The sequence below is a fragment of the Acinetobacter sp. ANC_7682 genome, assembly GCF_056779795.1.
On sequence record NZ_JBWYIQ010000001.1, the window covers coordinates 152,986 to 166,580 of the forward strand.

A 13,595-nucleotide genomic window follows, 5' to 3' on the forward strand; every position below is an offset into this window, starting at 1 on the left:
TTTTTGGAGTAGTGGAATGTCGAATTATCCAAAAATGCTCTACAAGGGCAATAAATCCAAATATGAATACCAAACTGCATCGAATGAAGAATCAGAAAAAGAGCTGATTGATTCTGGCTGGGTAAGCTTTGGTGATTTGCCTGAACGTGAACCACTTACAAGCGGCTCAGTTTCTGAAATTGATTCATCTGCATTCGTACCAGTAGAACAGTTCGATGCACTGGGTGAAGAAAACACCAAGCTCAAAGAAGAACTGGTTGGAGCATTAAAAGAAAACCAAGAACTTCGCAAACAGATCCGCTTTAAGGAGTTGGAAGACAAGCCAGCGGATGAGCTTAAAGCCATTCTTGATGGTGCTGAAATCAAATACAAAGCCAATGCCGGAAAGCCTGAATTAGCGCAGTTGGTACTGGATCATGAGTCTAAAGGCTCTGAATAATTAAGGGGTGCTTATGTCCTGGACTAAAAGACAAATCGTTGAGCAAGCTCTTGAGGAACTAGGACTTGCATCTTATGTGTTTGATATGCAGCCAGATCAGGTTGAAAGCGCAAAGCTCAAGCTCGACACCATGATGGGTTTGTGGGATGCCAAGGATATCCGCTTTGGTTACCCATTGGGCTCAAGTGCGAAAAGTGGTGATCTGGATGAGGAAACCCATATTCCAGATTATGCAATTGAAGCGGTTGTTTTGAATTTAGCAATTCGATTGGCTGGCGCATTTGGGAAGGTCGTACCAGTTGAAGCCAAGGCTATGGCCAAAGACGCTTTTGAGACCATTCAACTAGCAATGCTGAGCAATCCGCCACGTGTGCAGCTTGATCCATCATTACCGCGTGGTGCTGGTCGTAAAGGCGGTTGTCTGCCATTTATTGAAAAGACACCAACCAAAACAGTTTTTGCACCTAATACATCTGTGAGTTTTTCAAATGAATAAACGATTAAATATGACGGATCGTATTGGTCCAAATGATTCTGTTGTGCTGTGGTCTGCGAATAATCAGGATTTTCGCGGTGTGCCGGTTGATTTGCTGATTGAAAAAATTCAGGAGGGTATTGAAAAAGTTGATTACCCACCAATCAATATCCAGCACTTCAACCCTAATGCAAACTTTACACTGGATATAGAAAATCATGAAGTCGGCACATACTTAATTCTTAATCCATCCACAAGCATTACGACTGGCTCAATCAAACTGCCTGAGCGTTATAGTGTGAGTGATGGTCAAGTCTTATTGGTTGCTTGTGCTCAGCAGGTGAATAACTTCTCGGTTGATGGGAATAACGCCCTTGTGATTGGTGCGCCAAATGCTTTGGCAGCAAACGGATTCTTTAAATTGAAGTACGACAAACTTTCAAATACTTGGTATCGAGTGGGGTAAATATGCAAATCCCTATTTTGGATGGAATCTACACTGACAATAACTCTGATTTTCGCACAGCTTACCCTGTCAACCTGATTCCAGTACCAAAAGGACAGGGGATTTCAGCAGGATATTTAAGACCAGCCGAAGGCATTAATCATGTCGCAGACCTGCCAGGTGTAGATCGTGGCGGTATTGTTTGGCGTGGTGAGCATTACCGTGTTTGCGGAACTAAATTCATCAAGATTAGTGAAGGTGGTGAAATCACAGAACTTGGCGATGTCGAAGCAGGCGGGCTATGTTCCTTCGATTACTCATTCGATTACCTAGCTATTAATGCTGGCAATGCGCTGTATTTGTACGATGGTGAGGAATTAAAACAGGTCACTGATGAAGATTTGGGTGAAGTGCATGATGTGATCTGGGTTGATGGGTACTTCATGACAAGTGATAGCGATAATATTGTAATCACTGAGCTCAATAACCCTTTTGAAGTAAACCCGCTTAAATATGGCTCTTCAGAAGTAGATCCCGATCCTATTGTTGGTCTAATTAAACTTCGAAATGAAGTCTATGTGCTTAACCGCCACACCATTGAAGTATTTGATAACGTCGGCGGTGAATTCTTTCCATTTCAACGCATTGATGGCGCTCAAACCACAAAAGGCACGCTAAGCAATAAGACTGCATGCGTTTACATGGATGCAATCGCTATGCTTGGTGGTGGAAGAAATGAAGCTATCACGGTTTATATTTCATCCGCTGGTTCTGCGCAAAAGATTGCGACCCGCGAAGTTGAACAGATCCTTTCAAACTATACGGAAAGCCAATTAACTGAATGTCAGTTAGAGGCTCGACAGGTAGACGGGCACTCATGGCTTTATATTCACTTACCAGATCAAACACTGGTTTATGACGCAGCTGCATCACAAGCTACAGGTCAGCCAACATGGTTTATTTTGAACAGTGGCAACGGTTACACAGCTCGAAATATGACTTATGCCTATAACAAATGGTTTGTAGGACATACGACTGAATCAAAGCTTGGTGTATTGACTGATGAAACTGGTGAGCACTGGGGTAATGAAATCGAATGGCAGTTCGGCACAGCGATTATCTACAACGAGTCAAGCGGTGTGATCTTTCATCAACTTGAGTTGGTTGGCTTAACTGGTCGTAATTCCTTCCACAAAGAATCAAGCATCTATACACAATACTCGACTGATGGGATGGAGTGGTCCATGCCTAAATTTATAAGTGTGGGTAGGCAAGGGCAGCGCAATAAGCGCCTTGTGTGGTTCCAGCAAGGTTATATGCAAAACTGGCGTCTACAGCGATTTAAGGGTACTTCTGATGCTCGGCTATCTATTGCGCGACTAGAAGCCAAAATAGAGCCGTTGGGGGTGTAAGTGATTAAAAGACCTAGCACACCAAGACGCGAAGACTTAGCCAAAGTCTTTAAAGATCCTCGGACTCTAAAAGCATTTGAACAGGTCTTTGAGCTATTGCCAGATGAATTAGAGCGACAGCTTGAAGGGCTGGAAAATGTTCAGGTCGTGGCGGAGAACGCTACAGCTCAAGCAGCTCTAGCAATGGCATTGCTTTATGCAATAGATGAACTGGCAAGTGTTAAAGCTATGGAGCCAGTGCATCAATGTGATTGCCGGTTTGACGACTTAACACCACGTCACGAATCAACCAGTCATGATTGCCCTGTTCCTCGTTATGAGTCCATAACTCAGGACTTGTTAGAACCCACGCAGGTTCAATATCAAGAATTATCAACATTGGAGATAGTCTGATGGCTGTCAAAGTCACATGTATTATTCCTTCTAAGCAGTTAGAAGATGCTCAAACAAACCAATATATTGCCACCAACTCTAAAACCATGATTGACAAGGTGACTGTCACCAATACCACGGCGGCAGCGGTGACGTTTAGCTGCAACCTGGTTCCTGAAGGTGGGGCGGTGGCAGATGCCAATGCAGTCATTAAAACCAAATCAGTAGCAGCTGGTGACACCTATGTTTGCCCTGAATTGGTTGGTCATGTGTTAGAGCCGGGTGATGCGATTAGCATGATTGCAAGCGCTGCTGATTCGTTAACGATCCGCGCATCAGGTCGAGAGGTTACATGATTACATTGCAGCCCCTGAATGAACTGGACCTTATAAACCGTGTGATTTTAGATGCTGCAGTAAATAATGATATCTCAGACGATGCATCTAAAAATCATAAAATTCAACAATTACCCCATACCTTTGAATGTCTTGGGATCTACCAGGATGAAGAAATTAAAGGTCTATTTATGCTTGTTCCACAAAATGCAGTAACAGCAGAAATTCACACATGCCTACTGCTGCGCGGCAAAGAAGCATTTCAGGCAGGGCAATTACTGCTTGATTACCTATTCAGTAATTATCAAAAAGCAATTTCTTATACACCATCAACCAATAAAAAAGCCCTGTTTTATGCGCTTCGACTTGGATTTAAAAAAGAAGGTGTTTTGACGCAATCATTCTTGAAAAATGGCGTGTTGGTTGATCAGGTAGTGGTCGGACTAACCAAAGGAGAGTATTTATGCCAGTTGCAGCAGTAGTCGGGGCAGGTGTGGTTGGTAGTGTTTTATCGAGTCGATCACAATCAAAAGCAGCACAATCAGCATCAAACGCCCAAATTCAAGCCTCGGAAATGGGAGTTGAGGAACAGCGCAGACAGTTTGATGAGGTTCAAAAACTCTTAAAGCCTTACGCTGATGCTGGTTTGGGTGGTCTAGCAGGTCAGCAGGATCTACTCGGAATCAATGGAGCAGATAAGCAACAGGCTGCTATTGATGGAATAAACAATAGTGCTGAAATGCAAACCTATTTGCAGCAAGGTGAAAACGCTATTTTGCAAAATGCATCAGCTACTGGCGGATTGCGCGGGGGGAATACTCAGGCAGCATTGGCGCAATTTAGACCCCAATTGTTGAATCAATTAATTAATCAGCGTTATCAAAATTATGCAGGTCTAACAGCATTAGGTCAAAATGCTGCTGCAGGAACTGGAAATGCTGGAATGCAGACAGCAAGTAACATATCAAACCTTTATCAGCAGTCTGGTGCAGCTCAAGCGGGTGCAGCTCTTGCACAAGGTCAAGCTAGTGCAAATATGTGGAATGGCTTAACCGGTGCTATCGGACAGATTGGCGGTATGAAGATGATGGGGATGTTCTAATTATGCAGCCTATTAATTATATGCTTGATGTGCAAAATCCAGTACAGACTGCAGTTACTGGTCTTACTCAAGGTATGCAAATTGGTCAGTTTGTGCATGCTAAAGAACAGGCTGAACGTGAAGCTATTCAGAAGCAACAGATGCAGCAGGAACTATCTAATTTCGCATCTAAGCCAAATAAAACCCATGAAGATTACGCTAACGTCATGGCAAAATATCCTGCATTAGCAGAAGATTTCAAACGCTCTTATGATGTTTTGGACTCAGGGAAGCAACAAGCCGCATTTAAAACAGCCTCACGTATTTATGCTGCCACAGCGAGCAAGCGTTTTGACTTAGCTAAGTCTATCCTTGAAACGGAAGCGGCTGGTTATGAAAATGCAGGTGATCAAGAGACAGCAGGTTATTTACGTCAACTATCAATGATGGCTGATTCAGATCCTGAAGGACTGCAAACATTAACAGGCCTTACTCTTGCTTCTACCAACCCAAGTCAGTTTAAAGATGTATTGGGTGCAATAAATCAAAACGATCTTACACCTGAAGAAATAAAACTTAAGAAAGCTCAGGCCGAAAAAACTGAAACTGAAACGCTTTGGTATGGCGACAAGAGTCAAGCAGAGATTGATAATATTGAATCTCAAATTGAAGATCGAAAGACTGGTCGCGTTCAGGATCAGCAAAAAATGCAGATTCAGAATGATCAATTTTATGCCAAGCTCGACCAAGACCAACAGCAGTTCTATGAAAAATTAAATCAAGAAGAGCGAAAGATTGCGCAGACTGTATTTAATGTAAAAGAAAAGCCTGAACAGCGTATGGAACGACTTGAGAAAGTGCAAGTATTTGCAGATGTAGCATCAAGTGCCGCTGGTACAGCACAGCTAGCCGCTGAGCTCATCAATGACTATAAGGCGCTCGGCGATGCAACTGGTGCTGGTGTCTGGAATATGGCGCGTCGAGCCATTCCAGGCACTGCGGAATACAACTTCTCTCGTCGCGTTGAATCCTTAAAAAGTCAGGCATTCTTGATTAGTGCTGAAAAAATGAGAGGTCTCGGCTCTTTGACTGAATCAGAGGGAAAGAAGTTAGAAAATGCTATTGCCTCACTTGACCTGAACCAAAGCACAGATCAGGTGGCGAAATCACTCGCTGAAATTGCAAAATACTCAGCAAGCATTGGTCAATCAGCCAATAAAAAAGCTCAAATATACGCAACCAAAGGCAAAGGTTATTCTGCTGAGGTGGTAGAAGCTGCAAAAGCTCGAGGTGTTTCACCTGCGGAAATGCAACAGGTTGCTAATCAGCTAGGGATTGAGTAAATGTTTTGTGATAACCTTTCTTTAACAATAAAGAGGGGTTATCACATGAACTTCAAGAAGATCTTCATTTCCTTGCTGGCGCTTTCTTTTTCTGCAGCGGCTGGTGCGGCAAACAAAAGCAACTACAAATTCACTGTTGAAAATTGTTCTACACTATCTGAATTGGCTGGTAGTGCTTTTGATGCCCGGCAAAATGGTGTGCCAATCTCAGAGATGTACAAAACACTAATTGGAGAGCAAAAAGAAATCCGCGAGGTTGGCAGAATTATTATTGATTCTGCATATCGTAACAAAGTAGAAATGACAGAGCGTAGGTCAAAAATCGCAAAAAGCGAATATGTGGACACAGTTTTTAGAGATTGCCTGCACTACTTAGATAAGTAAAAGCAAAAAGCACCTTAGGGTGCTTTTTTATTAATTAAGGAAAAGTTATGGCTACACGTCAAGAACTTGAAAAAGCTCTAAGCAATCCGAATGTTCGAAAAATGCTGGATGTTATTGCGAATGCTGAAGGTGTAAAACATGGGTATAACACACTGTTTGGTAATGAGCGATTAAGCGATTTAAGCAAGCATCCCGGTATTCTAAAAGAGTTCACCCAGACTGACGGTAAAAAGAATAAAACCAGTGCCGCAGGTCGTTATCAGTTTCTAGAACCAACCTGGAACGGTCTTGCAAAACAGCTCGGACTAAAAGACTTTTCACCCAAAAGCCAAGATATAGCCGCTGTTGCGCTATTGGCTCAAAATGGTGCGCTACCTTATGTCTTGAAGGGGGATATTCCCACAGCAGTCAAGAAATCAGGAGGCACTTGGGCTTCCCTCCCTTCTGCACCAGATAGTTATAAGCAACCTAAAAAATCATGGGGTGATATTAAGGCCATGGTCGGTGAAATCAAACCACCTAATCGCAAGCCAGCGCAGAATAGAATCAATCAACTTGTGACTGCTTACGATAAGCAATCCAAGGCGAACACATCAAAAAACAAGGTTAATCCACAGCAAAGGAAGAATCGTGTCGACAGTTTGCTTGCAGCTTATGACAAACAAAACCATGAGCAGCAAGTGCAACAGGGTGGTTTACCTGATTTTGATGAAAACGGTGTGATTCGAGAAGATCAGCCGCAACAACCAAAACCACAGCAAGCCCCACTCAGTACCATGGATAAAATCATCGGTGGTGCTGAGGCTGGATTGACTCTGGTAACTGGTGCGGTCGGTGGTGCTATTGGTCAGACTGCAGGCGGATTACATGGTATTGCTGAATCTGTCGTTGATGGTACGTTTGGCACTCAGCAAGGTGCACAGAATGCAGTAAACCGAGCTACACAGTTTTCCAATGCTTTGACTTATGAGCCAAACACTGCAGGCGGTCGACGTGCCGTAGGTGCGGTTGGTGAATTCATTGAAGATTCTGGTCTTGATACCTTGCCGCCTGTCTTGGGTGGTGGTGTTGGTGCTGCTACTGCAACTTTAGGGCGTGCATCTGTGCCAGTAGCGACCACAACCGCAAGGGAGGTGACTCACGCTGCCAAACCTGTCATTGCTCAAGTAGTTGAACAGGCAAAACGGCCAGTTGCAGCGGTCACAGAAGCGGCTAAGAGCACTCTTAATAAAGTTGGTGAAGCTACAGGTCTTCGTGCTTCTGATACTGGTGGCAGTATGGGTGCTGCAGCTGTACCAGTAGAAACCACTCGTCAAGCTCTGTTTGATGAATTTAATGTGCCTTCTACGACAGCTCAAGTATCACGCAATCCTACAGACTTGGCAGAAATGCACAATTTAGCGCGTAAAGGTGGTGAGGCTGGGCAGATCATTCAAGAACACTTGAATACACAGCAGCAAGCCCTTGGAAGCGCCATTGATGACATGATTTATAGTAAAGGTGCAACAACAACCAATGAAGCCGAAGTTGGTGAGCGTATAAATGATGTGCTTGGAACTCAGTTTAAAGTGGAGAGAGCTGCCGTAAATAAAAAATACCAGGCAGTTCGCGAGTCTGAAGGCGCACAAACAAAAGTTGATCTTGGTAGTGGGCCAAAGTGGGCAGAAGACGATATCAAGGCAGCTGATGAGCGTGGTATTCAACTAGATAGCCAGTCCGTATTGGATTTGATTAATGAGAATGTTGATCTTGAGACTACTGCAATTTACAGGGATACAAAACGCGCAGCAGTGCGACTTGGAATTGCTGATGATGTTGAGGGGAAATTAACACCCAAACCCAAGGGACAGGAGCCAAACGTAAATCAGATTGAAGAATGGCGCAGGCTAATCAATGATTTGGGAAGCAACTCAGATGATGGTGATATTCGCATCAAAACCCGACTTAAAAAATTGATTGATAACTCTTTAGATAATAGTGGTAGCAATGCTTTCCGTGCAGTTCGTAAAGAGTATTCCCAGTTTAAACAGAGCTGGGAGGGGCGAGCCGTTCTTTCCGATCTGGTTGCAATGAAGAAAGGTGCGAACAGTGGGGATCGGAAGATTATTGATGAAAATATTGTGAATCGAATCATCAAGCCAACCACTTCCCAAAAAGACTTAGAGTTTGTTAAGAAAAAGATTCTACAGTCTGAAGGTGGTGAGCAGGCTTGGAATGATTTACAAGCATCAATCATCGATAAGATCCGCAACGAAGCCTTCTCAGGGGCTCAAGACGCCCATGGTAATAATGCTTTACTTGCATCAAAAATGGAAAAGGTGGTTAAGACTCTTGATGGTACTACACAGCGACTCGATACGCTCCTTGGAAAACAGGAAGCTGAAAAGATTCGCAATGCTGCAGAACTTGCCAAGATCATAAAAACCGTTCCTGAAGGCACTGGTGTCAACTGGTCAAACACTGGGACGCTGATAGCAACCATGATGGATGCCACTATAGGAACGATTTTTACTGGAATGCCTGTACCCGTACCTGTAACGCTTGCATTGCGAGAAGCAGTGAAGCATATGAAGGGCAAGAAAGAGGTAGCAAGAGCACATGCCATCATAAAACAATTTGAGAAGCCAGCCGGAGGCTCAGGTAAGTTCTAGCCACTCAACAAATCAATCCAACCCAGCCTTTTTAGGTTGGGTTTTTTATTGCCAAAATTTTAATAATGGAATTCACGCTATGACAATGTTTTTAGCACCCTACACAGCCATTGCTGATATTGATGGAAGCCCGCTTGATGCAGGTTTTATTTATTTCGGGGAGTTTGGAAAAAACCCGGAAACACATCCGATTCCAGTTTATTGGGATGCTGATTTTGCGGTACCCGCTGCACAGCCGATTCGCACGCGCAATGGCTACCCAATCCGCAATGGCAGTCCGTGTAAAATTTATCTAAAGCAAGCGGAACACTCATTAATTGTTAAAAACAAAAACCTGAGCGCTATTCTTGTTGAGATGAATAATAAGGGGATCTCCTCAAGTTTACTTGTTCGTCCAAATGGGCAATCAGTTGAAACAAGCCTAGTTGAAATCAATGCAACTATAGGCACCAAGGCGTCAAATGAATATGTTGATAATCAGCTTGACTTAAAAGCACCAAAAGCCACGACATATACAAAAATTGAAGTAGATTCTGCTTTAGCTCTAAAAGCACCACAAGCAACTACTTACACAAAAGCAGAAGTTGATACCACATTTGCAGCTTATGTAGGCGGTAGAAAAGCCTACACAACTCTTGCTTTAGCACAAGCAGAACAATCTTCATTGCCTGCGAACACAGCTATTGAAGTCACCAACGATCCAACAGCATCCAACAACGGCACATACCAGTGGAACGGCACAACACTGACAAAGAGTGCTTATGACCCATTGCGTCAAACAATAGCTGAACTTGATAAGATGAGGGGTTCTGTTATTGCAGGCGAGAATCTAAATATTTATCGGCGTGAAGGCAGTTGGGGTATTGCTTCAAATGTTGTTGAAGCTGGGAAAAATAGCGGAGCACTTGGTTATCCGTCGGATATTTCTGTTGAGTTTTCTGAGTTAAGGTGCTCAAAAACACATTTAAATCATATCACTCAGACACTCACGCAACAGTCTGGAATTTGGATGCGTTTAATCGGATCTAATACAGGTGTAGTACAAGTAAATTGGTTTCGTATTGTTGACAGCAGTAAGCACTATTTGCAAAACATTACGCTTACAGCGAATGATAATTTAGACAACTTAGACGCGAACCTTTATTCATTTTCCTCAACAGTGTTAGAAGCTGCAATAGATGCAGGTGATAAAAACTATCCGAGTGTCAACAGAAAAACAGGCGGTGGTCAAATTGTTGTATCTTCGCTAAGTAGCGGTCATCAGATACAAACTATTGTTTTTTCACAAGCTGCTGCCGTCTATACTCGCCAGAAATTAGGTTCCGTCTTCACAGAATGGGTAGTTATTGGTGATCAAAAAACAAATTATGTAAGCCTTGGCGAAGACTTAAAAACTTATACGAAGCGAGGTACTTGGGGTATTGCTTCAAATGTTGTTGAAGCGGGAAAAGCAAGCAATCTCGGCTATCCTACCGATGCAGTAAACGCATTTGCAGAGCTAAGTTGCTCGCAAACACATTTAAGTCACACAACGCAGCTTTTTACGCAACAAGACGGAATTTGGATGCGTTTGATCGGTTCGAATTCAGGAAATACACAAATAGACTGGATCAGAATTGTTGATAGAAATAAAAAAATTTTTGAAAATTATACACTTGAAAGCAGTACAGACTTAAACACTGTCAGAACAGAGGGTATTTATGCTTTTACAACAACAACGCTAAACGAAGTAATTGATGCTGGTAATACAAAAAACTACCCAGCTGGCTTGATTCGAGGTCTTGGTGGTGGTCACTTAATTGTATCGAAAGTGGGTAACTTTCCAGTACAGACTATTATTTTTGCTCGTCAAGCAAGAGTGTTTAGTCGTCAGTTGCTTGGATCAAGTTTTACAGCGTGGGTAGAACAAGGCAATCAAAAAGTCATTATCACACACGGATCATCTTCACTTGCAGGCATGAGAAGTCAACTATTAGCAATGACTTGGAATTTCGGTGGTCTGTTTGTTGGTGCGGCTCAGGGTGGGCAGATAATGGAAGGGATGGAAGCGTATCAAGAAAGCAGACAATTAAAGCTGTCATTTAACGATGCTGTAACAACGCTCAATACAGCAACGCCGGTTACACTTCATTACGATAGAGATTACACAGGCAGTTTAGCAATTGTTGGTGTAAATGAGGTCACATTGTCTAACGGACTTCGAGGTACGTTAGATATGAACAACAACACGTTTACTTCGAAAAATGCAGTCGAAGTGTTTGAAGTAGGTTCGACTCAATTTAATGTAGATTTTGGGTATGCTAAATATTCGCGTGATGCAATACATATCTTCAACGTGGGTAAAAACAATCTAATTAGTGGTGGCTATACCGCTCAAGATGTGATTAATTCAAATAAAAAAATGATTGATCACATCGACAAGTTTTATAATCGTAATTTTATTATTATTGGTCACTACAATAACAATAACTTTACAGAGTCGCACAAGTTAAAAGTTGCAACTGTAAACTCTACTTTAAAGCAACTTTATTGCGCTCATTATCTTGATACGCAAGACTATTTAATGTCGTCACAAATTTGGGTTGATCTAAATATCACACCAACTGAATCTGATCTTACAGCACAATCAAACGATGTACTTGCATTATCTTTATCTAAAGATGCGGGTGTACATTTAAGTGATGCTGTAAATGCGTTAATTGTTGAAAAAATTAGATTAAAGTTGGTGGATTTGGGATATTTTTAAACAGTCCTCCTGTTTATGTTGTTTTAAAGCAACACTAACCCTGATCTTTAATTAGATCAGGGATTTTTAATGTCAAAAATTGGGGGCGTAATGTCAAATGAACCACCAGAGACGGAAGGCTCTTTTTTATTGCCGAATTTATAGGGGGATGTATGCCTGAAAATAGGCCGTACAACAATAATGGATGGGAGGGGAAAATTGATTCCATTCATAAAGACATTCGATTGATCTTGGAACATGTGGCACGCCAAACCTTTATTAACGAACACCATGAGAATGCAATTGCCAAAATTCAAAAAGAACTTGATGCACTTGAATTAAAGGTATCGGGCCTTGAAAACAAGTCTGCAACTCAGGATGGAGGCCTTGGGGTTTTAAGGGTTTTGCTCGGCCTTTGTGGTGGAACAGTTATAGCTGCATGTATTTGGGTGGGCGCATCAATCATTCAAATCAATCAAACACAGTCACTCATGAAAGAGAAAGTCACACGACTTGAGGAAACCTTAAAATGAAATTAATCCAAGAAAGTGCACTTCAGTACTTATCCGTAAAGCTCCCGCTACTGGGGGCTTTTTTAATGCTTGCAGTTTTAGTTATTCAGTGGGCATTAGACTTTAATTTTATCCCTGAGCAATATGCGCCTTTTATCATTGGTACTGTATTGCCAGCCCTAAGCTGGGTAGGTCGTAAAATTGCACAGCCACAATTACACAATCAGTCCTTAGGCTTTGCCACCATTACGGCCGGCCATAGTAATTCTGATCCGGGCGCGGTAAATGGCAATCTTAAAGAAGCCGATTTTGTTGTAACCATTCGAAATGCTTTAGCTTATTACCTAAAACAGGCGGGGTTAGAGGTTAAAACTGATGGTATCGGCACTCAGAACGATCCGTTGTCTTCAGCACTCAAATTGATCAAAGGCTCTAAAATTGCTCTAGAGATTCACATGAATGCAGCAGCAAACAAAACTGCTATGGGTATTGAAACAATCTCATTACCTAAAGATAAGAAATTAGCTCAAGAGATCTCTAAAGCCGTCCAGAAAATCACTGGTTCACGTCTTCGCGGAGATAATGGTTGGATTGATCAATCTAAATCAGCTCGAGGCAAATTAGCTTTCGTACAAGATGGAGGTTTAATTCTTGAAGTTGGTTTTATCTCTAATGATGCTGAAGCCAAGCTAATTCAAGATCGAGCATGGTTGATTGCAAGAGAAATTTCAAAAGTAATTATTGCCAACCAATAATAAGTTAGCCCTCAAGAGAGGGCATTTTGTATAAATGCAAATATTAGTCGGATTTAATATATACTATTTAATATCCTTCATTATCTCAATAATATCACAGGTTTGAAGATTTATAATATTACTGAAATTTTGTCGTCCACCACGGTCAGCCATAGCACCGACTGCCTTGCCGTATATGCTACCAGTCAGATTAGCTACAGCGTCTGCAGCCTCTGTAGCGGCTAAAGCTCGCGGATCTTTTGAAGTACTTTTTACAACTGATTTGGCTGTAGCTGTTATATCGCTTAAGGACTTAGTATATACCGAATCATCTGCAAGTTTGATTTGGAAGCTTAAATCAACAACTTGACGATATTTATTAAAAGTCACTTTAATTGTCGCATAATCATCTTTAGCAGATCCTCTAATGTGATCCATTTTCATAATTAAAAATACGCCACCATTTGGGGTATTGGAGATTTCTGGTTTCCATAGGCGATAATTGCTATTAAATTTGTTAAATCTACTTGCTCGGCCTTTTTTATCATTCCACGAAATACTCTCATTGATCTTACGTTCAAATTTATCCTTTAAACGGCTTTGTTGCACAAACCTAGCATCAAAAGCTTATTCAGCAATATAATTTCAAAATGAATAAGCCTGCCTCTAAAATCTACCGTACAACCA

The 13,595-nt window shown here is 42.0% G+C and carries 15 protein-coding genes; 14 read left to right on the plus strand and 1 reads right to left on the minus strand.

Annotated features, from left to right (window positions below):
- Positions 1 to 16: 16 nt before the first annotated feature.
- The 14 genes from AC1M9D_RS00760 to AC1M9D_RS00825 all read left to right on the plus strand — a co-directional run bounded on the left by AC1M9D_RS00760 (position 17) and on the right by AC1M9D_RS00825 (position 12,929).
- A complete protein-coding gene (locus tag AC1M9D_RS00760) occupies positions 17 to 439 on the plus strand; it encodes a hypothetical protein (protein WP_481611289.1) in 423 nt (140 codons plus the stop codon).
- 13 nt (positions 440 to 452) lie between these two features.
- On the plus strand, positions 453 to 935 hold the full coding sequence (locus tag AC1M9D_RS00765) for a packaged DNA stabilization gp4 family protein (RefSeq protein WP_481611290.1): 483 nt from the start codon (positions 453 to 455) through the stop codon (positions 933 to 935).
- Positions 928 to 1,380 (plus strand): hypothetical protein, encoded by a 453-nt coding sequence (locus AC1M9D_RS00770; protein WP_481611291.1) that lies wholly within the window; start codon positions 928 to 930, stop codon positions 1,378 to 1,380. Before AC1M9D_RS00765 ends, AC1M9D_RS00770 begins: the two co-directional genes overlap by 8 nt.
- Positions 1,381 to 1,382: 2 nt before the next feature.
- Entirely contained in the window at positions 1,383 to 2,771 is a 1,389-nt protein-coding gene (locus AC1M9D_RS00775; protein WP_481611292.1) for a packaged DNA stabilization protein, read from the plus strand.
- Complete coding sequence (locus AC1M9D_RS00780; protein WP_481611293.1) at positions 2,772 to 3,164, plus strand: hypothetical protein; 393 nt, start codon at positions 2,772 to 2,774, stop codon at positions 3,162 to 3,164. It begins immediately after the preceding gene.
- Positions 3,164 to 3,499 carry a hypothetical protein gene (locus AC1M9D_RS00785; RefSeq protein WP_481611294.1) on the plus strand — a complete coding sequence of 112 codons (336 nt, stop codon included), beginning with the start codon at positions 3,164 to 3,166 and terminating at the stop codon, positions 3,497 to 3,499. The genes AC1M9D_RS00780 and AC1M9D_RS00785 overlap by 1 nt, the downstream gene beginning before the upstream one ends.
- Entirely contained in the window at positions 3,496 to 3,960 is a 465-nt protein-coding gene (locus tag AC1M9D_RS00790) for a GNAT family N-acetyltransferase (RefSeq protein ID WP_481611295.1), read from the plus strand. The genes AC1M9D_RS00785 and AC1M9D_RS00790 overlap by 4 nt, the downstream gene beginning before the upstream one ends.
- Complete coding sequence (locus AC1M9D_RS00795) at positions 3,942 to 4,580, plus strand: hypothetical protein (RefSeq protein ID WP_481611296.1); 639 nt, start codon at positions 3,942 to 3,944, stop codon at positions 4,578 to 4,580. Before AC1M9D_RS00790 ends, AC1M9D_RS00795 begins: the two co-directional genes overlap by 19 nt.
- A gap of 2 nt (positions 4,581 to 4,582) precedes the next feature.
- On the plus strand, positions 4,583 to 5,902 hold the full coding sequence (locus tag AC1M9D_RS00800) for a hypothetical protein (protein ID WP_481611297.1): 1,320 nt from the start codon (positions 4,583 to 4,585) through the stop codon (positions 5,900 to 5,902).
- Positions 5,903 to 5,947: 45 nt separating this feature from the next.
- Complete coding sequence (locus AC1M9D_RS00805) at positions 5,948 to 6,286, plus strand: hypothetical protein (RefSeq protein WP_481611298.1); 339 nt, start codon at positions 5,948 to 5,950, stop codon at positions 6,284 to 6,286.
- Positions 6,287 to 6,333: 47 nt separating this feature from the next.
- Complete coding sequence (locus tag AC1M9D_RS00810; protein WP_481611299.1) at positions 6,334 to 8,937, plus strand: glycoside hydrolase family 24 protein; 2,604 nt, start codon at positions 6,334 to 6,336, stop codon at positions 8,935 to 8,937.
- Between the two features lie 79 nt (positions 8,938 to 9,016).
- Positions 9,017 to 11,683, plus strand: coding sequence for a pyocin knob domain-containing protein (locus AC1M9D_RS00815; RefSeq protein WP_481611300.1), 2,667 nt, complete (start codon positions 9,017 to 9,019; stop codon positions 11,681 to 11,683).
- Positions 11,684 to 11,835: 152 nt separating this feature from the next.
- Positions 11,836 to 12,195, plus strand: coding sequence for a hypothetical protein (locus AC1M9D_RS00820; protein ID WP_180036391.1), 360 nt, complete (start codon positions 11,836 to 11,838; stop codon positions 12,193 to 12,195).
- Entirely contained in the window at positions 12,192 to 12,929 is a 738-nt protein-coding gene (locus AC1M9D_RS00825) for an N-acetylmuramoyl-L-alanine amidase (protein ID WP_481611301.1), read from the plus strand. Before AC1M9D_RS00820 ends, AC1M9D_RS00825 begins: the two co-directional genes overlap by 4 nt.
- 63 nt (positions 12,930 to 12,992) lie before the next feature.
- Here the strand turns inward: AC1M9D_RS00825 and AC1M9D_RS00830 are convergent, their stop codons facing one another.
- Complete coding sequence (locus AC1M9D_RS00830) at positions 12,993 to 13,517, minus strand: hypothetical protein (RefSeq protein ID WP_481611302.1); 525 nt, start codon at positions 13,515 to 13,517, stop codon at positions 12,993 to 12,995.
- Positions 13,518 to 13,595: the final 78 nt, after the last annotated feature.

What these genes read in the sequence shown, in the direction of transcription:
- AC1M9D_RS00760 (WP_481611289.1), top strand. Translation starts at nt 17, where the DNA reads ATGTCGAATTATCCAAAAATGCTCTACAAGGGCAATAAATCCAAATAT.
- AC1M9D_RS00800 (WP_481611297.1), top strand. Translation starts at nt 4,583, where the DNA reads ATGCAGCCTATTAATTATATGCTTGATGTGCAAAATCCAGTACAGACT.
- AC1M9D_RS00765 (WP_481611290.1), top strand. Translation starts at nt 453, where the DNA reads ATGTCCTGGACTAAAAGACAAATCGTTGAGCAAGCTCTTGAGGAACTA.
- AC1M9D_RS00820 (WP_180036391.1), top strand. Translation starts at nt 11,836, where the DNA reads ATGCCTGAAAATAGGCCGTACAACAATAATGGATGGGAGGGGAAAATT.
- AC1M9D_RS00775 (WP_481611292.1), top strand. Translation starts at nt 1,383, where the DNA reads ATGCAAATCCCTATTTTGGATGGAATCTACACTGACAATAACTCTGAT.
- AC1M9D_RS00770 (WP_481611291.1), top strand. Translation starts at nt 928, where the DNA reads ATGAATAAACGATTAAATATGACGGATCGTATTGGTCCAAATGATTCT.
- AC1M9D_RS00810 (WP_481611299.1), top strand. Translation starts at nt 6,334, where the DNA reads ATGGCTACACGTCAAGAACTTGAAAAAGCTCTAAGCAATCCGAATGTT.
- AC1M9D_RS00815 (WP_481611300.1), top strand. Translation starts at nt 9,017, where the DNA reads ATGACAATGTTTTTAGCACCCTACACAGCCATTGCTGATATTGATGGA.
- AC1M9D_RS00790 (WP_481611295.1), top strand. Translation starts at nt 3,496, where the DNA reads ATGATTACATTGCAGCCCCTGAATGAACTGGACCTTATAAACCGTGTG.
- AC1M9D_RS00785 (WP_481611294.1), top strand. Translation starts at nt 3,164, where the DNA reads ATGGCTGTCAAAGTCACATGTATTATTCCTTCTAAGCAGTTAGAAGAT.
- AC1M9D_RS00805 (WP_481611298.1), top strand. Translation starts at nt 5,948, where the DNA reads ATGAACTTCAAGAAGATCTTCATTTCCTTGCTGGCGCTTTCTTTTTCT.
- AC1M9D_RS00825 (WP_481611301.1), top strand. Translation starts at nt 12,192, where the DNA reads ATGAAATTAATCCAAGAAAGTGCACTTCAGTACTTATCCGTAAAGCTC.
- AC1M9D_RS00795 (WP_481611296.1), top strand. Translation starts at nt 3,942, where the DNA reads ATGCCAGTTGCAGCAGTAGTCGGGGCAGGTGTGGTTGGTAGTGTTTTA.